Here is a 25393-nt window from a genome sequence, read left to right on the forward strand (position 1 = left end):
ACCCGCGATGGCCGTCTCTTACACCACTCGCGCGGACGCGACCTCCGACGACATCTCACGAGCCGTTCGCCCCGCAACCGGCGGCGCCCGAACTCGCGCAAGGCTCCAGGCCTGCGACTGACCAAGGCTCAGCCCGCCGGCAAACCACGAAACGATCATCCTCGTCGATCACCGCGGCCGCCACGCGCCTCTCTCGATATCCAGGGTCAACGCCCCGCAGGTTCTACAGGCGTCAGCAGCGGCCACGATTCTCAACGAGGCGCCGATCTCGATTCCCCGGCTCGACGGCCATCGGCTGGTACGGGCGTCCTCGGTTGCCATTAGGCGTGGTACAACCCACGCCGGCGCCACTCGAGCCTTGGCAACCTGTCCCCGATCGACTACGAACGACAACACACCCCGGCCGCAGCGGCGGCCTGACCATCACACGGAAGCCGTCCGGGAAACCGGGGGAAGCTCAGTGCCCACAATCCCGGGGGGAACCTCAGGTCAGGATTCAGGCGGCGTTGACACCCGTTACGCAATCGTGACACGCCAGCCGGTCGGTCGACTGCTCCCAGGACCTGCGCAAAGGCCTCCGCGGCGAAAGGGCGAAGCCCGGACACCCGGAGGTATTTGTACGGCCTGTTGACGGCAAAAAAAGTCCTACACATGCTGTTTTGCGCCATGGCAGCCATGGACGGCCCCCTCGACCTGGCCGCCAGCAGCGGCATGTGCCAATCGTCGACAGGGCACGCACCAGAGACAGCAGGCACCAATCCCGTCGGGCAGGTATCGGCATCCCGGACAACGAAGGAGAGCGTGACTGATGACCAAGAGCGGGTTGCACCGACGGACCCTGCTGGCCGGTGTCGCCGCCCTGGGAGCGGCGGCGGGCCTTCCCGCGGCTACCGCACAGGCAGCGCCTGACTCCCCGGATGGCGCGCCGACGGGGCGCTACCCGTCGAACTGGCCCGACCCCGAGCCGTATGGCCTCGCGGACACCCGAAAGGACCTGTGGCTGCGGGAGGACAACTCCTTCGTCCTCCCCCTCGAGCTGCGCCCCCGCGACGAGGAGCTCGGCCGGGTCTGGATACGGGACACCTACGTCAACTGCTTCGTCGTCGACGGCCGTCCCCTCTACGTCGCCACCGGCACCAGCCGCGTACCCGGGCTCACCGCAGCCACCCCGTGGAACGACGGCATCTTCCTGTGGACGGCGCCGTCCCTGCACGGCCCGTGGCGGCTGGCCGACACCGCCGGCATCCGGCCCGACGCCGAGAAGGGCAAGGTCTGGTCGCCGGAGTTCGCCGGCGAGAACCGGCCCGGGCGCACGGTCGTCGCCCCGTGGCAGGAGTACTGGTACGACGACCAGTTCGGCAAGCGCGGCAACGTCTGGGCGCCGGAGGTGCACTACTTCCGCGGCACCTGGTACATCGTCGCGTGCATGGGCGACCGCGCCCACAAGGTCGGCTCATTCCTGCTGGTGAGCCAGGGCGGCGTCGAGGGACCGTACCGCCTCGCCGACGGCAACCTCGACAAGCCCTTCGGCGACCCGCTCCCCGACGCACCGCACATTGATCCCGGGGCGCGTTTCCACATCGACGGCAGTCTCTACGCGGAGGGCGACGACGCGTGGCTGGTCCTGCACAACAACGTGTACGCCAAGTTCCGCGACGACATGGAGGACATCGTCCCCACGACCGACCTTCCGGCGTTCCAGCAACAGCCCTACACCCCTGAGCCCTACCTGGAAGGCGCGTACGTCTTCCAGTACGGCGGCAAGTACTACCTCCTGCACGCCGCGTGGGACCGCACCTCGACAGCCGCCGACGGCAGCACCCGCCACGCCTACGACCCGCCCGGCCCCGGCCGGACCCAGTACCAGTACGACGCGATCGCCGCCGTCGCCGACCACTTCGAAGGCCCGTACTCCCCCCGCTGGACCCTCGGCGTGGGCGCCGGCCACAACAACATCTTCGAGGACGCCGACGGCGGACTGTGGGCGACCTTCTTCCGCAACCCGAACTTCGGCTACTGGGCCGACCCGGCACGCATCGACGACGCCGCGGTGCCCGGCGTCGTCCGCCTGGAGTGGACCGGCCCCCAGGGCAATCGCCTCTACGTCCGGCGCCAGAGCCGAGTCCATGCCATCAGTGAGTGAAAGCCCAAGGCGACCTGATCTCCCCGTGCGGGGCGTCAGCCCACGCAGCGCACGGGCCGACTGATCCGCCTCCCCAACCGATTGCTCCGATCGCCTTCTCCTACTGGAAGGGGACCCTGTGACCTGCCCGACCGCTCCGAACATCGTGTTCGTGATGACCGATCAGCTCCGCGCCGACTTCACCAGAGGCGTGGGCTTCGGCCTGGACACGATGCCCTTTCTCGACTCCATCGCCGCCCAAGGCACCCGCTTCCGCCGCGCGTACACCACCGCCCCGGCCTGCGTCCCAGCGCGCACCAGCCTGCTGACCGGCAGATGGCCCAGCACCCACCGCATACGGCAGAACTCCAACACCAGCCCGGAGGATGTCGCGCGCGGCGACGACCTGCTCGACGTGCTGCGTGGCGCCGGCTACCAGCTGTTCTACGCCGGCAAGACGCACATGTACCGCAACAAGGCGGAGGACTACGACGCCTTCTCCGAGTACGGGCACACGATGGCGCCGGACACCACCACCGAGCAGCGCGCCTTCACCGACTGGCTGAAGTCCATCGACATGGGCCCGACGAGTGCACCCACCCCGTTCCCGGTGGAGCTGCAGTATCCGTACCGGATCGTCTCCGACGCCATCCAGCAGATAGACGCCCGCGACCCCGACAAGCCGTTCTTCTCCTTCGTCTCCACGCCCGAGCCGCACAACCCCTACCAGGTGCCGGAGCCGTACTTCTCGCTGTTCGACGAGGACAAGATCCCCAACCGGCTCGCTGGCCCCGAGGCCGCGGAGGCCAAAGGCGGCGCCTACAAGTGGCTACGCGACCTGGTGGAGGAGAAGCGTCCCGGCTACGACAAGCTCTGGCGCCGCTACCGCGCCACCTACTGCGGCATGCTCCGCCTCATCGACGACCAGCTGCGCCGGCTCGTCGGCCACCTGAAGGAGCAGGGCCTGTGGGAGAACACCCTGCTGATCTTCCTCGCCGACCACGGCGACTACGCCGCCGACTACGGCCTGCAGCGCAAGGGTGCGGGAATGCCAGAGGCACTGGCACACATTCCGATGATCGTGCACGGCTGCGGCGTCGAAACCCAGGACAACAAGAAGGACTTCGTCTCGATCGCCGACATCCTGCCCACCGTGTGCGAGGCGATCGGCCGCCCCATCCCCCTGGGAGTCCAGGGCCGCAGCCTGTGGCAGATGCTCACCGGCGCCGACTACCCGGCTGCGGAGTTCGCCGACATCGTCACCGAGCGCGGCTACGGCGGCCTGCCCTATCCCGACGACGCCCGGCCACCGCTGCACTTCCCCTACGAAGGCACCAGGTACGACGAGCTGAACAGCGTGACCCAGAGCGGCTCGTCACGGATGATCCGGCACGACCACTACAAGCTCTACGAGCACGTCTCCGGCCCCGGTGAGCTGTACGACCTCGAGAAGGATCCGATGGAACTGCACAACCGCTTCGACGATCCGAGCCTGCGCGACGTCAAGGCCGAACTCATGCAGCGACTGCAGCGATGGTCGGTCCGGCTCACCGACGACCTGCCGCAGGGGAAGTACAACGCCAGGCTCGCCCAGCACAACTGGTACCGGACCTCGAAGGCGCACGGAGCATGACCGAACTGATCCGCCGCAGCGACGGCAACCGGCAACCTCCCCTGTCACGCCGTACGTTCCTGCGCGGTGCCGCCGCCGTCACCCTGGCCACGGCAGCCACCACCGCAGCCACCGTCAAAACCGCTTCCGCGGTCGGAACCAGCCCTTCCCTCGCGGTCGTCGACTACCCCGGCGCGCAGTGGCTACCAGCCTCTCCCGCCAACTACCGCCCCGCGCGGCGCCCTCGCAACCATCAGATCGACTACGTGGTCATCCACGTCACGCAGGAGCACTTCGACGACGCCGTCGCCGTCTTCCAGAATCCCGACCGGCGAACCTCGGCCCACTACCTGGTCCGCTCGGCAGACGGCCACATCGGCCAGTGCGTCCGGGAGAAGGACATCGCCTGGCACACCGGCAATCCCGACTACGACAACCGCAGCATCGGCATCACACACGAGGGCTGGGTCAATTCCACCGCATGGTTCACCGAGGAGATGTACGCCTCGTCCGCGGCGCTCACCGCGGCCGTGTGCGCACGCCATGCGATTCCACTGGACCGAACCCACATCCTCGGTCACAACGAGGTGCCCGGCGCCACCCACACCGACCCCGGAGCCAACTGGGACTGGGATCACTATCTCGAACTGGTCCGGAAGGTGGGAACCGAGAGGTGAGGCGGACCCCGAGAGGCGGCGCTACCGCGCCAACCTGGGCGGCCCGGGGTCCGCTTGCGACATCGCCGGCGGGGGCCGTTTGCCCAGGGATGCCGGCCTCCGAGGGACGGGTGCTTGCGATGAGCGCCGACGGTACCGACGGCTTCGAGGACGGTCGGGCCGGCTCGGGAGGTGGCATTGCCGCCGCTTTCGGTGGCCGCCACGGCGGCGACAATCCGGCAGGGCCGATGCACCGAGAGGAGACGTGGCGGCCGTACTCATAGGTTCGCGAACGCTCACCGACACCCCACCAGAGAAGGCAGAAAATGACCGATTTCCACAGAAAATCCCGGCGCCGCATCATCGGAGCGGCCAGGGTGGCCGGCATGTCCGCGCTTCTCCGGTTGCCGGGCGCGGCACTTGCCGCATGACACCCGGTGACGCAGTACCGGTGAGCCCGTGCTGCGGCCCCGCCCACAAGACCTCCGGCGCCACCGTGCAAGGTATCGCGCTGGCCGGCCCACTGCTGATGGACCGGACGACGGACGACGCCACCCGCCGCAGGCTCCGTAAGGCACTCGTCGACCTGCCCGGTGGCAGCTACCTCGCCGGAAGCGAGGGCCCCGAGGCCCATCCGGGCGACGGCGAGGGACCCGTCCGCGAGATCACGGTGGCGCCGTTCGCGCTCGCCGAAACCACCGTGACCAACCGACAGTTTGCCGCGTTCGTCCGCTTGACCGGCTACGTGACCACCGCGGAGCGGGAGGGCTGGTCGTTCGTCCCGGTCCCGCTGCTCACGCTCGAGCAGCGCAGCCGTGTCGTCGGCGTCGTCACCGACACCCCCTGGTGGGGACGCACCAGATGGTCGGCAACGTCTGGGAGTGGTGCGCCGACACCTGGTCGGCTCACGGCCGCGACAACCCTGAACGGCGTGTGGTCCGTGGTGGGTCCTTCATGTGCCACGACAGCTTCTGCAACCGGTACCGCGTCTCGGCCCGTACGGCTAACACGCCGGACTCAACGTCTTCCCACACAGGATTCCGAGTCGCCGACGCGAGCGCAGGCGGCGTCGCTGGCTTCCACCCGCCGACGATGGTTCGCGCCATGCTCGGCACCCTGCGGGCGTAGCTCGACCGTCCACGCGTAGTCGACCGCCGGGTAACCCCGTAGCACCACCTTGTGTACGGACTTGTGGTGCTCTTTTCTCCCCGGGATCATGTTTCTCCCCGGGATCATGGCGATAGCCACACCCCCACAGGGCCGCGGCTCGCTGGATCACGTCGAGGTCCGTCATCTCGACCTTCAGGGCCAGAACGCGAACCGAACGGCCGGCATTCACCTTGATGAACCACCCCTCGCCCTCCAGCAGACCGGCGAGCCAGAAGTCCTCGGGTCGGAAAGTGCTCTCGGCCCGCCTTTCACGGCGTCCCGGGCATGCTCCGGATCGAATCCTTGCCCGGGAACCTCTGGTCGTCGCTCGACCTGTATGCCACGGTGAGGCAGTGCAGGTCAGCCGGCGGGTCGTAGGGCAACCACGTCGATGGCCGGGCTGTTCATACGCCGTGGCCGCAAGGAACTCGTCGGTTCCTGCGAAAGCGTCCTGGTGCTGCGCGACGGCGCCATCGCCGGTCAGCTCACCGGCTCGAACGTCACCGAGAAGGGCATCATGGCGCTGCTCGCGGCGACGTGACCGCCGCCGCGTACGGCGTGGATGACGGCCTTTCCGACCACGACACGACCCGCAGCCGCAGCTGGCCTTGTGGTCTCATGATCAGGGAAGTCTCGCCAGAGCCCACAGTTGCGGCGGGACCGGCCGGCATGCTGGCGGCATCCGCTGCGGCCCACCGGGGCGGTCCCGGTGGGGCGGTGGATTGCGGCCGGTGGACGCGGGCGGCGATGGCTCAGCCGGCCTGGACCGCGGCGCTGCTCACGGCGGCGAGGGCCGGCGACCTGGCAGGCGTACGCGCCGCACCGCCGGGAACCCCGCCATGCCCGGCAGCGCCCGGGCAGTGACTGGCCGGCCGGCCACGAGCGTATCGCCAGCGAGCGGCGAGGGTTGGGACTCCTGACAAACTCCAGCCGAATTTTGTCGGAAGGTTGACGGAATAATTCGCCACTGTAACGGTCGTCACCGTGCCGACATCAAACGGAGTGCACGCCCTCGTGCGGCTGAGGCACGAGGAGCGCGTGTTACGCACCCTGCGGGAGCAGGGAGCGCTGAGCCGGAGCCAGATCGCCCGCGCCGTCGGGCTCTCGCGCTCCACGCTCTCCGAGATCACCGCCAGCCTCCTGCAGCGCGGCGCCATCGTGGTGGTGGACACCGACGCGGCGAAGCGCGAGGGCAGCGGGCGCCCGGCCGAACGGCTCGCCCTAGACCCCGCCTCCGGGCAGTTCATGGGGGTCGACTTCGGCCACCGGCGGGTCTGCGTTGCGGTTGCCGACGCGTCGCACGAGATCATCGCGTCCGGCTCCGAACGCTATGAGGACGACGCGCCGTGGCCGCAACGGCTGGACGCCGCCTTCCGGCTGATCGACCGGCTCACCGACGAGACGGACGTGCACTACGGCGCACTTCAGGGCGTCGGTATCGGCGTGCCCGGACCGCATCCCGTTCCGCCGGCCGCGCACCCCGCACCACGGCAGGCTCCGGCAGCCGGCCTGCTCGACACCGTCGAGGACGTCGGCGCCGCTTTCGCGAGCCGGTTCGACGCCTCCGTGCTGGTGGACAACAACACCCGCTTCGCCGCCCTCGCCGAGGCGATCAGTGGTAGCGGCACCGTCGACGACCTGATCTACGTACGGGTTTCCGACGGAGTGGGTGGTGGCGTGGTCGTCGGCGGCCGCCTCGTCACGGGATCGACCGGACTCGCCGGCGAGTTCGGCCACGTCAGGGTCAACGTGCACGGCGGGTCGTGCCGGTGCGGCAAGAACGGCTGCCTGGAGACCGTCGCGTCGGTACCGGCGATCCTGGCGAACTGCCGGGCCCGCGGCGTCCCGGTCGACGACCTCGACGAGCTCCGTGCGGCGGTCGAACGGTCACACCCGATCGTCGAGCAGGTGTTGCGTGCGGCGGCCGCCGCCATCGGCCGGGTCGTCGGCACGGCGGCGATGGCGCTGAACCCTGCCGAGATCGTCATCGGCGGCGAGATCGTGCGCGTCGCCCCCATCATCGTCCAGCAGGTCCGCGCCACCATCACCTACGAGCTCCTGCCGGACGCCGCCAGCATCCCGGTCGTCCGTGCCGCGGAGCTCTCAGACGACGACGGCGCGCTGGGCGCCCTGGCCGCGCTGTTCCACAGTTCGCCGCTGCTGGCGGCCTACCCCGAGCCCGCGAAGGCCGGCGGCGCTGGCAGCGGGGGCGGCATCCGCGTCCCGCAGACCACGATCGAAAGGGTGTCCCATGGCCGTCATCACTGAACCGGCTGCGCACACGGGACGTGACAACCGGCTCGCGTCATCGCAGACGCGCCGGGGCCGTCCACGCGGACTGCCGCTGGCGTTGAACGCCGTGTCCATCGCGCTCGGCATCGGCGTCTGGTGGGCCCTCGCGGCCCTCGGCGTGAAGGTGCCACAGCCGACCGAGGTCGTCTCGCGGGCCTGGGACCTGCTCGCCGACGGCACGCTGGAGAACGACATCCTGGTCAGTCTCGGTCGGGTGCTGGCCGGGTTCGTCCTCGGTACGGCGGCGGCCATCCCGATCGGTTTCCTCATGGGGTGGTACGGCGTCGTGCGGGGCCTGGTCGAGCCGTGGATCCAGTTCTTCCGCACCATCCCGCCGCTGGCCATCATCCCGCTCGCGATCGTGCTGATGGGCATCGACGAGGCGCCGAAGATCTTCGTCATCTTCCTGGCGGCCTTCCTGGCCTGCGTCATCTCCACGTTTCAGGGCGTGGTGAGCGTCGACCGTACGCTCATCAACGCGGCGCGGGTGCTCGGCACGCGGGACGCCGGGATCTTCGCCCGGGTGGTGGTGCCCGCCTCCACTCCGTTCATCCTCGTCGGCATGCGGGTCGGCCTCGGGTCGGCGTGGGCCACCCTGGTCGCCGCCGAGCTGATCGCCGCGCAACAGGGCCTGGGCTACCGCATGCAGAACGCCCAGCTCTACTACGACCTCCCGACGATCTTCGTCGGTCTGATCTCGATCGGGATCCTCGGCCTGCTGATGGACCGCGTGCTGCTCGTGGCCGAACGCAGGCTCACCGGATGGCAGGAGCGCCGATGACCTCGAATTCGCCACGTCCTGGCACGCAGGCCGCCAAGATCTCGGTACAGGCGGTCACCAAGACGTTCTCGCTGGGCCGGCAGACGTTCACCGCACTCGACCAGGTGTCTCTCGACATCGCTGACAACGAGTTCGTCACCGTGGTCGGGCCGTCGGGTTGCGGCAAGAGCACCCTGCTCAACATCCTCGCCGGGCTGGAGGAACCGACCGAGGGCCGAGCGATCGTCGACGGGACACCCGTGTCCGGGCCAGGTCCCGAGCGCGGCGTCATCTTCCAGCAGTACGCGCTCTTCCCCTGGCTGACCGTACGCAAGAACGTGGAGTTCGGCCTGAGGACCGCCCGCGTGCCGAGGGCACAGCGCCGCGAGCGGGCCGAGTACTTCATCCGGATGGTCGGCCTGGAGGATTTCGCCGACGCCCTGCCGAAGATGCTCTCGGGCGGCATGCGGCAACGCTGTGCCATCGCCCGCGCCTACGCGGTGAACCCGTCGATCCTGTTGATGGACGAGCCCTTCGGCGCCCTCGACGCCCTCACCCGGGTCAAGCTCCAGGAACAACTGCTCGACACGTGGAGCAAGGAGCAACGCACGGTCATGTTCATCACGCACGACGTGGACGAGGCCGTGTTCCTCGCCAATCGCGTCGTCGTCATGGCGGCACGGCCCGGACGCATCTACGACGTCATCGACGTCGACCTCCCGTACCCACGGTCGGAGGAGTTCCGGTTGAGTCCGGAGTTCGCCGCGCTCCGCAACCGGGTCTGGCACTCCGTTTACCACCAGGACGGCACCACCCCTTCGTCACCCCCCTCACCGTCACTCACGACGGCCTGATCCGAAGGACGTTTTGATCATGAGAATCTCCCGCAGACTCCTCGCCGGCGCCGCCGCCGGTGCCATCGTCGCCGCGCTGCTCTCCGGCTGTGGAAGTGACTCCGGCCCCGGCGGGAAGGCGGAGGAGGTCACGTTCGGTTACATCGGCGATTTCAACGGCACCAGCCTGCTCGCCATCGCCAATGACCAGAAGCTCTGGGCGAAGCACGGGCTCAAGGCCGACACCAAGGTGTTCACGAACGGCCCGCTACAGATCCAGGCCCTCGGTGCCGGCGACCTCGACTTCGGCTACATCGGGCCCGGCGCCATGTGGCTGCCCGCCTCCGGTCAGGCCAAGGTCGTCGCGATCAACACCCTGGGCAACGCCGACCGGGTCATCGCCCAGCCCGGCGTGACGTCCATCCAACAGCTCAAGGGCAAGACCGTCGGCGTCCCAGAAGGCACGTCTGGCGACATGATCCTCACGCTCGCGTTGCGAAAGGCGGGCGTGACGAAGCAGGACGTCAAGATCGTGCCGATGGACCCCTCCACGATCGTGTCGGCGTTCTCGGCCAAAAAGATCGACGCCGCCGGTTTCTGGTATCCCGCCATCGCGACCATCAAGAAGCAGGTCCCGGACGTGGTCGAGCTGGCGAAGAACGAGGACTTCGCCGCCGAGGTCTCCTTCCCCACCGCGTTCGTCGCGGGTAACCAGGTCGTCGCCAACGAGAAGGCGAAGACCGAGAAGGTGCTCGCCGTGCTGCGCGACGCGATGCGCTACCGCTCCGAGAACATGGACCGGAGCATCGCGCTGACCGCGAAGATACTCAATGTTCCGGTGGACCAGGTCAAGGCCGACGCGGCCAACGTCAAGGTCCTCTCAGTCGACGAGCTGGACACGATGACCAAGGACGGCACCATCGACAAGTGGCTCACCGGGATGAGCGACTACTTCGTCCAGGCGGGCAAGCTGAAGTCTCCGTCGGACCCGAAGAGCTACTACACCGGCGACCTGTTCATGGCGGCAGCCAAGTGACCAGACCGAAGAACATCCTCTTCCTGATGACCGACCAGCACCGGGCGGACACGCTCGGGGTGTACGGCAGCCCCCGGGCGACGCCGGTCCTGGACGAGCTGGCAAGGACCGGAACGCGGTTCGACCGGTGGTACACGCCTACCGCGATCTGCACTCCCGCCAGAGCCAGCCTGCTCACCGGTCAGGCGCCCTTCCGTCACAAACTGCTCGCCAACAATGAACGCAACGTGGGCTACATGGAGGACCTGCCGGACGGGCAGTTCACCTTCTCGGCGGCGTTGCGGCAAGCGGGCTACAACTGCGGCCTCATCGGCAAGTGGCACGTGGGCACGGAGAAGACGGCGCGCGAATTCGGCTTCGACGGGCCCGAGCTGCCGGGCTGGCACAACCCCGTGGACCACCCCGACTACCTGGCCTATCTCGCCGAGCGGGACCTCCCGCCCTACGAGATCTCTGACCGGATCCGCGGCACGCTGCCCAACGGCGGCCCCGGCAACCTGCTGGCCGCACGCCTGCACCAGCCGGTGGAGGCGACCTTCGAGCACTACCTGGCCACCCGCACCATCGAACTCCTCGAACGGTACGCGGAGGCCGCCCGGGACCGCGACCAGCCTTTTTTCCTCGCCCTGCACTTCTTCGGCCCGCACCTGCCGTACATCCTCCCGGACGAGTACTTCGACCTGGTCGATCCCGCGGACGTCGAACTGCCGCGCTCGGTCGCCGAGACCTTCCACGGCAAACCCCCGGTGCAGAAGAACTACAGCGCGCACTGGACCTTCGACACCATGCCGATCGAGACCACCCGCAAACTCATCGCCGTGTATCACGGTTACGTGGCGCTCATCGACCGGCAGATCGGGCGCGTGCTGGACGCTCTGCAGCGCCTCGGTCTCGTCGAAGACACCTCGGTGTTCTTCACCTGCGACCACGGAGAGTTCACTGGCGCGCACCGGCTGCACGACAAGGGGCCGGCGATGTACGAGGACATCTACCGCACCCCGGGCCTGCTCCGGGTGCCCGGCGAGCCGGGCGGTGTGGTCCGCACCGAGTTCGTCAGCCTGCTGGACTGCACGGCGACGATCCTCGAACTCGCCGGTCTCGACCCGAAGTCGGCGGTCGACTCGCGCAGCCTGCTGCCGCTGGTCGGCGGCGGTGAGGCACGCTGGGAGGAGGACCTCGTGTGCGAGTTCCACGGCCACCACTTCCCGTATGCGCAGCGGATGCTGCGGACCGACCGCTACAAGCTCGTGGTCAACCCCGACTCGGTGAACGAGCTGTACGACCTGCAGCTCGACCCGGACGAGTTGCTCAACATCTACGAACACCCAGAGATGGCGGAGATCCGGACGCGGATGATGCACCGGCTGTACCAGCTCCTACAGGAACGGGGCGACAAGTTCTACCACTGGATGACGTCCATGTACGACGTCGGGGAGACCCGCTACGACCCGACGCTGAGCGGCTTGGACGAGGCGACCTACCAGGGGTCGAACGCGTGACCTCGGCTGCGTTGAACGGTCGACCCCGACGGCCCGACATCGTCATGATCCTCACCGACGATCACGCCGCGCACGCGGTCAGCGCCTACGGGTCGGCCGTCAACCGCACGCCGCGGATCGACGAGATAGGCGAGCACGGGGTCCGCTTCGAAAACTGCTTCGTCACCAACTCGCTGTGTTCGCCGAGTCGCGCCACGATACTCACCGGCACGTACAGCCACGTGAACGGCGTGAAGACCCTCGTCACGCCGATCGACGCGGCCCAGCCGACCTTCGTCTCCCAGCTCCGCGACGCCGGCTACCGCACCGCGATCGTCGGCAAGTGGCACCTGGGCGACGGCGCGGGGCACGACCCGCAGAACTTCGACTACTGGGACGTGCTCATCGAACAGGGTGAGTACTTCGATCCCCGGTTCCTGTCCGCCGAGGGCCTGCGTACCGAGCGCGGCTACGCCACGGACCTCATCACCGACCTGTCCCTGCGGTGGCTCGACTCGCTGGACGGGGACGCCCCGTGGTGCGTCCTGATCTGCCACAAGGCACCGCACCGCTCGTGGGAGCCCGACGAGGCGCACGCCGGAATGTACGCGGGCCACATCCCGGTGCCGGCCACCTTCGCCGACGACTACGCCACGCGCACGCCGTCGGCGCGGCGGGCCGCCATGCGCATCGCGGACCACCTGACGGTGGAGGACCTCAAACAGCCGGTCCCCGACGGGATGTCGTACGAGGAACAGGCCCGGTGGAAGTACCAGCGGTACATGGAGGACTACCTGGCCTGCGTCGCCTCCGTCGACGACAACGTGGGCCGGGTCATCGACTGGCTCCGGGAGCGGGGCCGGTTCGACGACACCGTCCTGATCTACTCCTCCGACCAGGGTTTCTTCCTCGGTGAACACGGGTGGTTCGACAAACGCTTCATGTACGAACAGTCACTGCGCATGCCCCTGCTGCTGAGCTGTCCACGGGCGGTCGCCGCCGGCCAGGTGCACGACGGGATCGTCACGAACGTCGACTTCGCGCAGTCGATCCTGGACGCTGCCGGGGTGCCGCACCACGAACGGATGCAGGGCCGCAGCTTCTGGCCCGACCTCACCGGCACCCGCGGCGAGCCCCCGGCGGAGGGGATGTACTACCGGTACTGGGAACACGACGACAGCAACCACCGGACACCGGCCCACTACGGCTACCGTACCGCCCGCCACAAGCTCATCTACTTCTACAACGACGGCCTCGGCGTCCCCGGCAGCTCATCCCGAACCTATCCACCTGAGTGGGAGCTCTACGACCTGCTCGAGGATCCGGACGAGGTGCGCAACGTCTATGACGACCCGGCCTACGGCGCGGTACGCGAGGACCTCAAGGCGCGGATGTGGCTGGCCCAGGCGGCCGTCGGCGACGAACCGCACCCGAGCCACGCAGCGCCCGAGGGCCTCCGCCCGGACGGCCCGGTCGCGAGCTGATAGGAATGCCGATGGACCAACGGCACGACGATCCGCGGGAGCACGGCTCCGCCTGCTGCGCACCCGGCATACGGGCAGTCCGGGCGGCATCTGGCCCCGGTGATCCCCCGGTCGCGACCCCCGAGCCCGAACCGGGCGTCACCGCCCTGTCCCCCACCGCAGCTGCGACCGCGGAGTTGGCCACCAGCCGGCACACGGCCGCACAGGTGGACGTGCCGGGGGGCCGGTTCCGGATGGGCGACGCGAGCGGCGACGGCAACCCCGGTGACGGTGAGGGCCCGGTCCACCCGGTCGTCCTCTCACCGTTCGCCATCGACACCACGCCGGTCACCAACGCCGACTTCGCGCGCTTCGTGGCCGCCACGGGCTACCGCACCGAGGCCGAGAGGTACGGCTTCTCCGCCGTGTTCCACCTGGCCCTGCGGGCGGCCCCCGGGGAAGTGATGGGCCCGGCGGCCGGCACCCCGTGGTGGCTCGGCGTACGCGGGGCCGACTGGCGGCGTCCGCACGGCTCGTGCTCCGACCTCGACGGGCTGGACGACCACCCGGTCGTCCACGTGAGTTGGCACGACGCGATGGCCTACTGCCGGTGGGCCGGCCGTCGGCTGCCCACCGAGGCCGAGTGGGAGTACGCCTCCCGCGGCGGCCTTGACGGCGCCCGGTACCCCTGGGGAGATCGCCTCCTCGACGACGACAGGTGGCGCTGCAACATCTGGCAGGGCCGCTTCCCGACCCGCAACGACCTTGACGACGGCTACCTGACCACGGCACCGGTCCGCACGTTCTCACCGAACGGCTTCGGCCTGTGGCAGACCGTCGGCAACGTCTGGGAATGGTGTTCCGACTGGTACGACCCCGGTTACTACACGCACTCTCCGGAGCGTGACCCGCAGGGGCCGCTGTCCGGGAGCGCCCGGGTGCTGCGCGGGGGCTCCTACCTCTGCCACGACTCCTACTGCAACCGGTATCGCAACTCCGCCCGCTCCGCTAACACACCCGACTCGTCCATGGGCAACACCGGCTTCCGCACGGTCGCCCTCGGACCGGTCACCTGACCGGCAGCCCTGGCACGGAAAGGCCGGTACGCCACTGGCGTACCGGCCCTTCCGGCTGCTGACCGGTCAGCGGGAAACGAGCCCGTAGGTGCGCACGTAGTCGAAGCTGGCGACCGCCCCGGCACCGCCCATCGAGACGAGCCCGATCCGCAGCTTGCCCCGCATCGGAAGCGACCAGGTGCCACCCCACACCCAGTGCGTCCCGTCGGTGCTGGACGCCATTCGCACGTCGTGCTCCTGGCGCGCGGCGTCGTAGTGGTAGGCCAGACGTAGCCACGTCGTCCCGGCCGGCGGGCCGCCGAACATCGGCCCGTTGAACACCGGCATCGGAGGTGTGGTGGTAGGCCGCTCACCCTCCTTACCGAACTCGGTCTGGTGCGTCACCGCACCGGGAATACGGTTGATCGGTAGCACCGAGTGGACCAGCTTGAGGTAGCGGTCATCGTTCTCGTACAGGACGACGCCCGCCTGCTGGGCGGGGTTCGTGCCGGTGAAGCTCAGCTTCGTCTCCACCGCGAAGTCGCCCTCAGGCGCGTCGCGCAGCAGCACCGATGCCGTGTTGTTGGCGTTGTACAGGTCGGCGCTCTGGGTGGACCACGTGAGGGCGCCACCACTCTCGCTGGCAGCGGCCGACGTCCCGCGGACCCAGCTCCATGACGGATCGAACGACTCGGGGCGGCCTGTTGCGTTGAACTCGTCCGAGTAGGCCGGCTTGAGCTCACCCAGCACCGGGTCGGACACCCGCTCGGTGACCGGCTGGTAGAGGGGTGCCGCGCTGATGTTGTCCGCCTGCCCGGGCGCGTTGAGCGACCCCGCACCGATTCGGCCGGGTGCCGGGGTGCCCGGGAGCGAGGCACGCACGACCGCCTGGGGGTCGCGCAGCCGGTCCGCCGAGACGTCGACGCTCAGGCTGGTCCCCCTGAGTTCGGCGGAAACCGTGTGCCAGCTGCCCAGGTCGAAGGACGCGGGCAGCGGAGTGCTGGTCTCGGTGGTGTTCCCGCGGTCCGTCACCGACACCACCAGTGCCCAGCGGCCGCGGTCGAGCCACGCGACGACGCGATTCTGCGGGCCACGGTCGGAGATCACCAGCCCGACCGAACCGGTGCCACCGGCCTGGGGCAGGCGCAGGTCACCCTCGATCCGCCGGTCGCCGGAGACGGGGGCAGCCTGGACGAACAGCGACGGCTGCGTCGGGGAGCCGGCCTGGGACAGCACACCCTGCGCGTCGGGCACCTGCGTGACGGTCCACCGGCCCACGCCGGCTCCCGCGGGAACCCACTCGGACGGGATTCCGTCGTTGAAGCTGCTGCCCGCGGCGGCCTGGGTTACCGGTGCCGACTGCTCACCGCTCGACGGCCCGGCCCCGGCGCGGAGCACCGGCCACCCCTCGATCCAGTCGAGGCGGTCGATCATCAGTGGTCGCTTCGACAGCGCGGCCAACCGCCCGCCGCCGCCACTCACCGGCGGGAAGTCCGGACCGTCGGCCGGAATCGCGTGGTAGACGAGCCAGTCCTGGCCGGAGAGGTCGGTCTGGATCGCGTTGTGTCCCGGCCCGACGAACCCGTTGCCGTTGGCGGCGGCGACGATGCCGCCCTTGCTCCGCCGATCCATGAGGGACTGCCCCTCCTGGTTGACGAACGGCCCTCGGGGGTCGTCGGCGCGTCCCACCTTGACTGTGTAGCCGCTGAACGCGCCGTCGCAGCAGCCGGCGTCGGAGAAGAACAGGTAGTAGTGGCCGTCGCGCTTGACGACGAAGCCGCCCTCGGCACGCCGTCCCTGAGCCACCTGGGTCACCGGGCCGGTCAGCGCGGTCGCGTCCGGGGTCATCGCCGAGACGCAGATGGTGTCATAGCTGCCCCAGTAGAGGTAGTGCGTGCCGTCGGAGTCGGTGAACATCGCCTGGTCGATGCTGCCCGTGGGGCAGCCACTGTTGTTCGCCGGGACGAGCAGGCCGTGGTCGGTCCACGGCCCGGTGGGATGGTCGCTGGTCAGCAGTGCGACTCCGCCGCCGGAGAGGCTGTAGGTCAGGTGGTAGGTGCCGTCGACATATCTGATGTCCGGGGCCCAGGGTCGCGTCCCCGCCGGCCACCAGGTGGGGGTCGCGCCGGGGGCGATCGCGTCTCCCGCGTACTGCCACGAGACCATGTCGGTCGACCGGAGCATCGGCAGGATGTGCTCGCCCGCCTCGCCCTTGCTGTTGAAGATCGGGTTGGTGGTGCCGTAGGCGTACCACGCGCCGTCCTTGCCGCGAATCATGGTCGGATCGGGGAAGGTGTCGACAACGTGCTGGCTCACCGGATTCGCGTATGTACTGACCTGATCGGCGGCCGCCGGCGGGGGCGAGGCTGCCGCTGCGGAAACCGCGTGGGGGAACGCGATGCCGGCGACGAACAACGGCGCCGCGAGGGCCATGCCGATGAGTGGCCGGGGGGTGGAAAAAGCTGTCATCTACGCATCTCCTTCGTCGTTGCAAAAAGCCACGGCACGACGAGTCGGCGGAAGCGGCGCTGCGGCGTGCGATGGTTTGGCTTGGCCGGGCACTGCGCGCTAATCGCCCTGGCTGTGCTCAGGAGCCAACTGCAGGTCGCGGAAGTCGTCGATCCACGGGTAGCCCCGCCCGGCCAGCCCGTTGGGCGCCGACTGCACCGTGTACGGCGCGAACACGCTGTTGAGCAACCACGGCACCTTGTCCGGGCCGAAGTTCTGCACCATGAGGGTGTCCTGCCTGAAGCCGTAGCTGGCCATGGCCAACCGCCCGGTGGCCCGGAACGTTTCCATCTGGTCGCGCAGGTAGTGCCGCTGGCTCTCGAACCAGGGGCTGCTGGACAGGAAGTCGTCCCATTGCTGTTGCGGGAACGGGTGTGTGATGGCTGCCTGGATCACCTGCCAGACCTTCGCGTCGGCGGGGAATCCGTAGCGCTCGGCGAAGCCGGCCGGGATCGGGTCGCCCATGTGCTCCTTCCAGTACCAGACGAGGGAGAACTCCGTGGCCAGGAAGGTCTGGTCGGGTCGCAGCCGAGGAAGTACGTAGTCGAGGAACGGTTGGGCCGCTTCCCGGCTCGGCACGTGCGGATGGATGTCGACGCCCTGGATGTCGGGTGTCTCCCGGACGAACCGCATCCAGCGTTCGGTGGCTGGTGTGCGGCGGTCCGGCAGGTCGAGTCGGTTGAGCGCGCCCATGTAGAGCCGGGTCTTGCAGGCCGGCGCGCAGTGTGCCCGACGGTAGGCGATGACCCGCTCGGCCACGGCCTCGTAGAAGTCGTTCAGGACGTCGGTGCGATCCTGCGGGCGGCTCTCGATGAACGGCTCGTTACCGATCACCAGGATGTCCACCCGTCCCATGACGACCGGCAGAACCTTGTTCAGGCGGGCCAGCTCGCCAGTCATCGCTTCGGTGCCCACCGCCGGCATCTCCGTCTCGGCCAAGGGGAACTTTAGGCTGAGTGCGGTGCCGTAGCCTCGCCGCGAGGCGTCCAGCACGGTACGGAGCGTGGCCGTGTCCGCAGGGTCGCCGTGGTCCGCGTCCGGCATGGTGAAGAATCCCCGGATCCAGGTGGCCCGGGCGGCCTGCAGTTCCCGGTAGTTGAGGCTGTCGAGATTCTGGTTGAAGTTGGCACCGAGAACACCGCCGGCGGCGTGTGCGCGGGTCATGGAACCGTCGGGCGTCGTATCGGGTACAACACCGGCCTGCGCGCTCACGGCCGACGGCGTCGCACCCGACACGAGTCCCGCTGCGACAGCGATTACCGACAACAGTCGACGTAACATTCCATTCCTCCCGAGAGGCGTTTGCATTGCGCTGCCGAGGTTAGGAAGGCCACATTGTTCCGGCAATGATCCGGCACAATCCAATTTGGCGTGACTCCGGTCGGCCGGGCGCTCGACACCCGGGGGCACTTTCACCGCCCGGTTGTCGGGCCAGGGGTGGACACAGCGCGGCGGCCGGCTTCCGAGCAGGAGAAACGGCCGCCGCAGGGGTGTGTCAGGCGGTTATCGTCCGACCCGGGTTCCGGCGCTCGACGTACAGGCGGCCGCCCGCCGGGCCGCTCCATTCGACACGCACGACACCGGGCACGGCGGCGTCGGCGATGCGCGACGGGTCGGACCAGTAGCCGAAGTTTGGATTACGGAAGAACGTCGCCCACAGTTGGCCGCTGCGATCCACGAAGAAGTTGTTGTGGCCGGCTCCGACACCTGCGGTCCACCGCTTGGAATACGGTCCCTCAAAATTGTCCGAGACCGCGACTATCGCGTCGTACTGATACTGCGTGCGGCCCGGGCCGGGCGGATCGTAGGCGTACCGCGTGCTGCCGTCGAGATTGATCGACGCACGGTCCCACGCGGCCTGGAGGAGGTAGTACCTGCCCTCGTACTTGAACACGTACGCGCCTTCGAGATACGGCTCGGGTGAGTAGGGCATCTGCTGGAACTTTGGGAGGTTCGTGGTCGGGATGATGTCCTCCATGTCATCCCGGAACTTCGCATACAGGTCGTTGTGCAGCACGAGCCACGCGTCGTCGCCCTCGGTGTAGAGGCTACCGTCGATGTGATGGTAGGCACCGGGCTGGATGAACTTGGGTCCCCCGATGAAGGAGTCACCGAAGGGCTTCTCGAGGTTGCCCTCGATGAGCCGGTACGGGCCCTCGACCCCGCCCTCACTCACGAGCAGGAACGAACCGACCTTTCGGGAGTGATCACCCATGCACGCGACGATGTACCACGTGCCGCGGAAGTAGTGCACCTCCGGCGCCCAGGCCTGGCCGCGCTTGCCGAACTGGTCGTCGTACCAGTACTCCTGCCAGGGAGCGACGACCGTCCGTCCCGGTCGGTTCTCGCCGACGAACTCGGGTGACCACACCTTGCCTCGCTCGGCGTCGGGCCGGATACCGGTGGTGTCGACCAACCTCCACGGTCCCTGCAGGGACGGAGACACCCACACGAAGATGCCGTCGTTCCACGGACCGGCCGCGTCGAGCCCTGGCACCCGGGTGGTGCCCGTTGCGACGTAGATCGGACGACCGTCCACGACAAAGCAGTTGACGTAGGTGTCCCGCATCCAGACCTGGCCGCGCTCCTCGTCCCGGGGACGTGGCTCGAGCGGGAGGATAAAGGAGTTGTCCTCGCGGGGCCACAGGTCCAGTCGGTTGTCCGCGAGCCCGTACGGCTCGGGGTCGGGCCAGTTCGACGGGCACGGCCGCCCCGGCGCGACCTCCGCCGATGCCGCCTGCGCTGCGGTAGCGGGAAGTGTCGCCACTCCGAGGAAGCCAGCGACACCGGCCAACAAGGACCGCCGGTCGACAGGCAACCCGTTGTCGGAACTGCTCATCAGTCACGTCCTCCTATTCAGGCAGGGCGTCTGCCCTGCCTGCGAGGCAGATTAGTGAGCCTGATTTCGACAGTGAATAGATGACAAAATGGTTCTTGATGCGCGTCCGCGGCGGCCTGGCACCGACATCACGGATTCTTTCGGCGCCTCGCCGGGCTGCTCCGCGGTGCGGTTGGCACCTCGCGTCAGCCTCCTCCGGTCCGGCTGGTCGCAGCACCGCGTCGTCCGTCGGGGGTCATGCGACACCCCTGTTTGCCGGCGCCACCCAGCCGCTCCGCGGCGGTCGACCGGGTGCGCGTCGTGGCCGCTCGTGACCGCTGGAGCTTCCGGCTACCGGCCCGTTGGTGGACGCCAGATGGCGGCGGCGTCGAGGTTGTGCTGGATCAAGAGGTGGTCTGATCCTGCCGGGTTCAATCGGCACCTTCTTGACGTCGTGGATACCCAGGCCGGCCTTCGCCAGCGCCGGCACCGCCGCCGCGGGCCAGAACCCACGCCAAGGGCCAGCAAACCAACAAGAATCAGTAGTGTTCTCAATCCTGTGTCCCAGGTCTAGATCGCATGCCGGATACATTGACGAATCTGAGCGGACCCAGCCGTAAGGCGCAAGGCTGCCGCTCCTGCCGTAGGGCAGGTTCAACACAATGAGCCATTTTCATCCTGCGTAGCGGTTCGCTTCGACGTGGTGCAGGACGAGGATGGCCCGCACGATCGCGGTGGCGCGGCGCCGGCAGCAGCGCAGCTTGGCCAGGACCTTCCAGGTCTTGAGCGTGGCGATGGCTCGTTCACCACGAGCACGGATTCTCGCGTGCGCCCGGTTGACCGCCCTCTGGCCGCGCGACAGCTTCGGCCGGAAGCGGCGCCGCTTGAAAGGCGTGCGCACGCTGCCCCGAGCGCCCTGATAGCCCCTTGTCGGCGAAGGTCATCACGTCCGCACTGGTCAGCGCGTCGATGATGCCGTGGATACGGGCGGCGGTGAGGTCGTGCGCCGAGCCCGGCAGTGCCGGTGAGGCCCACACGAGCCGGCCCGCGGCGTCGGCGATGACCTGCACGTTCACGCCATGCCTCTTGTGCTTGCCGGAATAGTACGGCTTCTGGTCTGCCACGCGGTCGATCGGAATCAGCGTGCCGTCCAGGATCGCGTACGCCAGTTGCCGGATGCGCCGCATCGCTGTGGCCAGATCCTCGGCGACCGCGGCGAGCAGCGTGATCGCTTCCTGCACATAGCGCGAGGCGGTAGCGACACCGACGGCGAACCCGGCGGCGAGCCCGGTGTAGGTGTCACCGTTGCGCAGGTGGGCCAGGGCGAGCAGCGCCTGTCGGCCCGGACCGAAACGCCGCCACCGGGATCGATGCTGGCTACGGTGCGCTCGGATGAGGTCGGCCAGGTGGTTCAGGGTTCGGCTGGACAGCGGGATCGCGGAGGGGTAAGACAGCGCAGGCGAGGCTCCCGGTCGGGGCATCGGATCTTGGTCGAATGCTGTCTTACCTGGAGCCTCACCCTCATCGATCTCCGGGCTCGCTGCACCCGCCCTGAGCTGCAAGATCAGCTTGGAAAAGGCTCATTATTGAGTTGACGAACACGAGCCGGGGGTGCCTCCAGGTCAACGGCAAGCTGAGGCTGTCCGGGTGGAGCGTCAACCCGAACCCCGGTCCACTCGTCCGCGGATCCCCGTCTCGCTGGTACCGTGGCTGCCCCATCGCCTTGAGCCGCTTGGCAAGCGTCAACGCGTAGCAGTTATCGCATCCACGGCTGACGCGGTCACAGCCCGTCGTAGGGTTCCACGTCGCCTCTGTCCATTCAATGGCGCTGCGGTCACCCATGGCTGATCCTCACTTCGCGAGAGTATTCATTCGAACGAAAGTTCGACAGAGCGGACGTCGTCGAATCTGCTCATCGCGGTGGTTTCTTCGCCTAAGCGGCCCGGCGTACGGGTCGCAGCAGGGTGAGAGCGCGGAGGGCGTCGGCTCGAGAGATGGGCTGGTCGTCGTCGGATTGCATGGTCAGGACGATCTCGATGGCCTCCCGCTGCTTGGCCTCCAAAGCTTGGCGTACCAGGGCCGGTGGCACTGTGGAGATCAGCAACGAAGAACTGTACAACGCGATGCTGCCAGACCACAGCCACGGCGAACGCGTGCTCATCGAGGAAACAGAGAAGGGGGTCCGGCTATCCATCGTTGCTCGCCGGTAGGCCGGGCCGTGAAACGTCAAAGCCGCCAGGTCCCCGGACCGCGCGTCGCCGAACTCCTCGGCGAGCGTTGATCTCCAGTTCGCCGCCATACTGACCGCAGAACCTGCGGATTTCGCGCGACCGGTGAGCCCGCCTGGCGACTCTCGGTCAGAGTACACGTACAACGCCGTGCGCGCGAACGAAAACAGGGAACTCGGCTGGCCAAGGAACAATTGCCAAGTCCAGTGCCAATTCGACGTCGGCATGGGCTCGGCATCAACACGGCACCTTTTGCGACTACGCCCTTGCATTGTCCAACGATCACAGCACGGACGCGGGGAACAGGCTCGTGCCGCCAGCGCGGCGGAGTCCCCCTTGGGGCGGGGATGGGCAACACTGTCACGGCAGCGGGCGCCCGACGTGATCTGCACCGATGTCAGGGCCTGCCCGCGTCGACGTGCAGGCCTGTCGTGATCTTGACGTCCTTGTCCTGCTCGGCAAAGCTCGCCGGGTCACCCGTCACGCGGTGTGGCCACCGACGTGGCTCCCGCCGAGATGCGGACGCACAGGTGGATTGAACCTGGGATCAGGGTAGGTATGACATCGTGCGGCCTGTTCAGGTCCAGACGAGGGGCAACGGTCAGTGGCAGAAGCGGATCAACGCTGGTCATCCGGCGATCCCCGGAAGGTCCTTGAGGCGTTCGAGCAGCTCCCCGGGTTCGTGTGGGTCTTCGAGGGGCCCGACCTGCGGGTTGTGGCCGCGAACCCGGAGGTGCGCGCGGCCGTCGGCAATCGCCGTGACCTGATCGGGGAGCCATTCAAGCAGGCGGTGCCGGAGCTCGCCGGCCAACACATCTTCGAGCTCCTCGACCAGGCCCTGCATGGCACCCGCACTCAGGGCTACGAGCAGCGGATCCTGACAGACCGGCACGGCGGCGGGAAGCTGGAGGAAACTTTCTACACCTTCGACATCGCCCCCTGGCGCGACCCGGGCGGGTCGATCCACGGTGTCATCGTGCAGGCGGTCGACGCCACCGACGTGGTGACCGCCCGACGCGCCGCCGAGTCTGCCGCCACCACCTCCGAGCAGCGCTACCGCCACGCAGCCAGCCTGATCTTGGAACTTCAACGCAGCCTGCTGCCCAAGGTCCTGCCCGTCCTGCCCCGGGTTCAGGTCGCCGCCCACTACCTGGTCGCCGGTAGCGACCTCGTCGCCGGAGGCGACTGGTTCGACGTCGTTCCCCTGCCCGACGACCGCATCGCCCTGGCCGTCGGCGACGTCGTCGGGCACGGCGCCGCCGCCGCGGCGGCAATGGGTCAGCTACGCGCCGTCGCTCTGCAGGCGCTGCGCTCCGGCAGCACCCTGTCTCAGACGCTGGCCGTCCTTGATGACTTCGCCGGCCACAGCACTGCCACCCGCGCGGCCACGACGTGCATCGCGGTGCTCCACCCGGTGACGGGCACCCTGGAGGTCGCCAGCCACGCCCATCCTCCGCCGCTACTGGTCGACGCCGCCGGCAACACCACATTCATGCCCCTGACCCCGGCGAGTCCGCTTGGTACGCGGTCCGACCCGGCCACCGTCCACACCACCCGGCTTGCCGCAGGGGACGTCGTACTGCTCTACACCGACGGCCTGATCGAACGGCCGCACCGCAGCCTGCGCGAGGGTGCCCACTCCTTGGCCACCGCCGCTTCAGCGGCCCGGCACGACACTCTCCACGAGAACACCTCCGTTCCCGACCGGCTGCCCGACCGGATCTGCACGCTCGTCACCGAACGCCTCATGCTCGCCGACGGCGGCTACCGCGACGACATCACGATCCTGGCCGCCTACCTCCTGCCCGAACCCGTCACACCCCTGCATCTCACCCTGCCCGCCGAGCCGACCGCGTTGCGCCCGTTGCGCAGGCAGCTGATCGATTGGCTGAGCACGATCGGTACCAGCGCCGAGGACATAAGCGACCTCATTCACGCCGTGGGAGAAGCAGCCGGCAACGCCATCGAACACGCCGATTCATCCGACTCGCCCGCGGCCTTCTCCGTGGACGCCGTCCTGGACGGTGACGGCGTCGTTCACCTCACCTGCGCCGACCGGGGACGATGGCGCCCAGCGGTGCCCGATCCCGGGAGGCGCGGTCGCGGACTGGCGATGATCCGCGGTCTCGTCGACCATCTGGAGGTCGTCCGCACCGACGTCGGCACCGGCCTCCGCATGCGCCACCGCCTCGGTCGCCCGACCATCGTGACCAGCGGGGCCGTGCATCCGAGGGCTACTCGCCGCCGCAACCCCACGGTCGATGAGATATCGATTCACGTCATCGAAAACCCGGACGGGAAGACGCTCGAAGTGCACGGCCCGGTGGACATGGTCACCACCTCCCGACTGCACGCCGCGATCCTGCAGGCCAACCGGGGCGGTGCCCTACCCCTCATCATCGACGTCAGCGCGGTCAGTCATCTCAGCAGCGCGGGCGTGCAACTCCTGCACCACCTCGCGGCGGACTTGGACCGCCTGCGGGTCGCCGCCGAACCCGGCAGCCCCGCCGAGGCGGTGCTGACGCTGACTGGCCTGCAGGACCTGCTCACGCGCCCGGCACGCCCAGCCTCTGAAGATGCGGGACCCAAGCTCGAGTGAACGGCCGGCGCGTTTCCGCCCCGGCCCGGCCGGGCGCTCGCAGAGGTGGCCGCTGAACGCTACCCGGTGGGGCCGAGCACCGAGACCTCGGTGATTTCGGCGTCCTCGGCGGCGCCCAAGCCGCGTACCTGGTAGCTGGTCAGTACCTTCAGCCATCGGTCGGGCAGGTGCCCGCGGCCGGGATCACCGACAAGGACACGCGCGCCGCGGTCGGCGGCGCGGTGCAGGAACCCCAGCATCCGCGCGGCCAGTTCGGGGTCGTAGAAGGCGTCGCCGGCGAGGATCACGTCGGCGGGGCCGCCGTCGCCGTCGAGCAGGTCGCCCTCGTTCACCGCTAGCGTGACCGCGTTGGCCGTGGCGTTCATCGCGACGGCCGCCAGTGCGTACGGGTCGATGTCGTTGGCGGTCACCTCGGCGGCGCCCGCCTTGGCTGCGGCGATGGCGACCAGGCCGGACCCGGACGCCACGTCGATCACCCGTCGGCCGGCCACCACCTGCGGATGGTCCAGGACGTACCGGGCGAGGGCCTGGCCGCCGGCCCAGGCGTTCGCCCAGAACGGCGTGAGGCCCGGCCCGACGCGCGCCTCCAACCTGGCCCGCAACAGGATCGCGTCATCGGCCAGGTGCAGGCGGATCTCCGGTACGAACGGAAGATGCGCGAGGTGCAGTCCGTCGAACTCGTCGGCGCGGAACGCGACGAAGGGCGTGAGCAGGGCGCCGGTCGGCGTAGGCAAGACATGCTCCGTTCATGATGGTGGCGGTGAGCCGGGCGCCGGCCTCGTAG

Annotated in this window: 19 protein-coding genes and 3 pseudogenes; 15 read left to right on the forward strand and 7 right to left on the reverse strand. The window is 68.6% G+C overall.

What is annotated here, in order from left to right; translation table 11 throughout:
• Positions 1-333 precede the first annotated feature (333 nt).
• The 14 genes and pseudogenes from ONA70_RS36900 to ONA70_RS10040 all read left to right on the forward strand — a co-directional run.
• Positions 334-420: pseudogene (locus tag ONA70_RS36900) on the forward strand (hypothetical protein); the annotation flags it as partial.
• Between the two features lie 388 nt (positions 421-808).
• Positions 809-2143, forward strand: coding sequence for a family 43 glycosylhydrolase (locus ONA70_RS09990; RefSeq protein ID WP_265006077.1), 1335 nt, complete (start codon positions 809-811; stop codon positions 2141-2143).
• Between the two features lie 145 nt (positions 2144-2288).
• Positions 2289-3755 carry a sulfatase-like hydrolase/transferase gene (locus ONA70_RS09995; protein ID WP_265006111.1) on the forward strand — a complete coding sequence of 489 codons (1467 nt, stop codon included), beginning with the start codon at positions 2289-2291 and terminating at the stop codon, positions 3753-3755.
• Entirely contained in the window at positions 3752-4411 is a 660-nt protein-coding gene (locus tag ONA70_RS10000) for an N-acetylmuramoyl-L-alanine amidase (protein WP_265006078.1), read from the forward strand. Before ONA70_RS09995 ends, ONA70_RS10000 begins: the two co-directional genes overlap by 4 nt.
• A 508-nt stretch (positions 4412-4919) precedes the next feature.
• Positions 4920-5105: pseudogene (locus ONA70_RS36905) on the forward strand (SUMF1/EgtB/PvdO family nonheme iron enzyme); the annotation flags it as partial.
• A 146-nt stretch (positions 5106-5251) separates the two neighbouring features.
• The gene (locus ONA70_RS36910) at positions 5252-5518 is read left to right on the forward strand and encodes a formylglycine-generating enzyme family protein (RefSeq protein ID WP_406601176.1); all 267 of its coding nucleotides are present in this window, start codon (positions 5252-5254) and stop codon (positions 5516-5518) included.
• Between the two features lie 412 nt (positions 5519-5930).
• Positions 5931-6080, forward strand: a complete 150-nt coding sequence (locus ONA70_RS10005) for a hypothetical protein (RefSeq protein ID WP_265006079.1) — start codon at positions 5931-5933, stop codon at positions 6078-6080.
• Between the two features lie 497 nt (positions 6081-6577).
• Positions 6578-7807, forward strand: coding sequence for an ROK family transcriptional regulator (locus tag ONA70_RS10010; protein WP_265006080.1), 1230 nt, complete (start codon positions 6578-6580; stop codon positions 7805-7807).
• A 91-nt stretch (positions 7808-7898) separates the two neighbouring features.
• A complete protein-coding gene (locus ONA70_RS10015) occupies positions 7899-8612 on the forward strand; it encodes an ABC transporter permease (protein ID WP_265006081.1) in 714 nt (237 codons plus the stop codon).
• Complete coding sequence (locus tag ONA70_RS10020; RefSeq protein ID WP_265006082.1) at positions 8609-9445, forward strand: ABC transporter ATP-binding protein; 837 nt, start codon at positions 8609-8611, stop codon at positions 9443-9445. Before ONA70_RS10015 ends, ONA70_RS10020 begins: the two co-directional genes overlap by 4 nt.
• Positions 9446-9464: 19 nt before the next feature.
• Positions 9465-10460 carry an aliphatic sulfonate ABC transporter substrate-binding protein gene (locus tag ONA70_RS10025; RefSeq protein WP_265006083.1) on the forward strand — a complete coding sequence of 332 codons (996 nt, stop codon included), beginning with the start codon at positions 9465-9467 and terminating at the stop codon, positions 10458-10460.
• On the forward strand, positions 10457-11959 hold the full coding sequence (locus tag ONA70_RS10030; RefSeq protein ID WP_265006084.1) for a sulfatase-like hydrolase/transferase: 1503 nt from the start codon (positions 10457-10459) through the stop codon (positions 11957-11959). The genes ONA70_RS10025 and ONA70_RS10030 overlap by 4 nt, the downstream gene beginning before the upstream one ends.
• Positions 11956-13422: a sulfatase family protein gene (locus tag ONA70_RS10035; RefSeq protein ID WP_265006085.1), complete on the forward strand. Its 1467-nt coding sequence runs from the start codon at positions 11956-11958 to the stop codon at positions 13420-13422. Before ONA70_RS10030 ends, ONA70_RS10035 begins: the two co-directional genes overlap by 4 nt.
• Before the next feature lie 11 nt (positions 13423-13433).
• On the forward strand, positions 13434-14477 hold the full coding sequence (locus ONA70_RS10040; protein ID WP_265006086.1) for a formylglycine-generating enzyme family protein: 1044 nt from the start codon (positions 13434-13436) through the stop codon (positions 14475-14477).
• Between the two features lie 66 nt (positions 14478-14543).
• Here the strand turns inward: ONA70_RS10040 and ONA70_RS10045 are convergent, their stop codons facing one another.
• The 6 genes and pseudogenes from ONA70_RS10045 to ONA70_RS10070 all read right to left on the reverse strand — a co-directional run bounded on the left by ONA70_RS10045 (position 14544) and on the right by ONA70_RS10070 (position 21886).
• Positions 14544-16925, reverse strand: a complete 2382-nt coding sequence (locus ONA70_RS10045) for a family 43 glycosylhydrolase (protein ID WP_265006087.1) — start codon at positions 16923-16925, stop codon at positions 14544-14546.
• Between the two features lie 99 nt (positions 16926-17024).
• On the reverse strand, positions 17025-18128 hold the full coding sequence (locus ONA70_RS10050) for a hypothetical protein (RefSeq protein ID WP_265006088.1): 1104 nt from the start codon (positions 18126-18128) through the stop codon (positions 17025-17027).
• A 331-nt stretch (positions 18129-18459) separates the two neighbouring features.
• Positions 18460-19803, reverse strand: a complete 1344-nt coding sequence (locus ONA70_RS10055; RefSeq protein ID WP_265006089.1) for a family 43 glycosylhydrolase — start codon at positions 19801-19803, stop codon at positions 18460-18462.
• A 652-nt stretch (positions 19804-20455) separates the two neighbouring features.
• A pseudogene (locus ONA70_RS10060) lies at positions 20456-21263 on the reverse strand (transposase family protein).
• Between the two features lie 40 nt (positions 21264-21303).
• Positions 21304-21624 (reverse strand): DUF5131 family protein, encoded by a 321-nt coding sequence (locus tag ONA70_RS10065; RefSeq protein WP_265006090.1) that lies wholly within the window; start codon positions 21622-21624, stop codon positions 21304-21306.
• Positions 21625-21715: 91 nt separating this feature from the next.
• A complete protein-coding gene (locus tag ONA70_RS10070; protein ID WP_265006091.1) occupies positions 21716-21886 on the reverse strand; it encodes a hypothetical protein in 171 nt (56 codons plus the stop codon).
• Positions 21887-22614: 728 nt separating this feature from the next.
• Between ONA70_RS10070 and ONA70_RS10075 the strand changes: the two genes are divergently transcribed.
• On the forward strand, positions 22615-24609 hold the full coding sequence (locus ONA70_RS10075; RefSeq protein ID WP_265006092.1) for a SpoIIE family protein phosphatase: 1995 nt from the start codon (positions 22615-22617) through the stop codon (positions 24607-24609).
• A 59-nt stretch (positions 24610-24668) separates the two neighbouring features.
• On the opposite strand, the gene ONA70_RS10080 is transcribed toward ONA70_RS10075, so the two are convergent.
• A complete protein-coding gene (locus tag ONA70_RS10080; protein WP_265006093.1) occupies positions 24669-25343 on the reverse strand; it encodes a class I SAM-dependent methyltransferase in 675 nt (224 codons plus the stop codon).
• Between the last annotated feature and the right edge of the window lie 50 nt (positions 25344-25393).

This window comes from Micromonospora yasonensis (assembly GCF_026013475.1).
Lineage (GTDB): Bacteria > Actinomycetota > Actinomycetes > Mycobacteriales > Micromonosporaceae > Micromonospora > Micromonospora yasonensis.

Excerpts from the sequence above, each read along its gene's own strand:
- ONA70_RS09990 (WP_265006077.1), top strand. The coding sequence starts at position 809 with ATGACCAAGAGCGGGTTGCACCGACGGACCCTGCTGGCCGGTGTCGCC.
- ONA70_RS10000 (WP_265006078.1), top strand. The coding sequence starts at position 3,752 with ATGACCGAACTGATCCGCCGCAGCGACGGCAACCGGCAACCTCCCCTG.
- ONA70_RS36910 (WP_406601176.1), top strand. The coding sequence starts at position 5,252 with ATGGTCGGCAACGTCTGGGAGTGGTGCGCCGACACCTGGTCGGCTCAC.
- ONA70_RS10005 (WP_265006079.1), top strand. The coding sequence starts at position 5,931 with ATGGCCGGGCTGTTCATACGCCGTGGCCGCAAGGAACTCGTCGGTTCC.
- ONA70_RS10020 (WP_265006082.1), top strand. The coding sequence starts at position 8,609 with ATGACCTCGAATTCGCCACGTCCTGGCACGCAGGCCGCCAAGATCTCG.
- ONA70_RS10025 (WP_265006083.1), top strand. The coding sequence starts at position 9,465 with ATGAGAATCTCCCGCAGACTCCTCGCCGGCGCCGCCGCCGGTGCCATC.
- ONA70_RS10040 (WP_265006086.1), top strand. The coding sequence starts at position 13,434 with ATGGACCAACGGCACGACGATCCGCGGGAGCACGGCTCCGCCTGCTGC.
- ONA70_RS10045 (WP_265006087.1), bottom strand. The coding sequence starts at position 16,925 with ATGACAGCTTTTTCCACCCCCCGGCCACTCATCGGCATGGCCCTCGCG.
- ONA70_RS10050 (WP_265006088.1), bottom strand. The coding sequence starts at position 18,128 with ATGACCCGCGCACACGCCGCCGGCGGTGTTCTCGGTGCCAACTTCAAC.
- ONA70_RS10055 (WP_265006089.1), bottom strand. The coding sequence starts at position 19,803 with ATGAGCAGTTCCGACAACGGGTTGCCTGTCGACCGGCGGTCCTTGTTG.
- ONA70_RS10065 (WP_265006090.1), bottom strand. The coding sequence starts at position 21,624 with ATGGGTGACCGCAGCGCCATTGAATGGACAGAGGCGACGTGGAACCCT.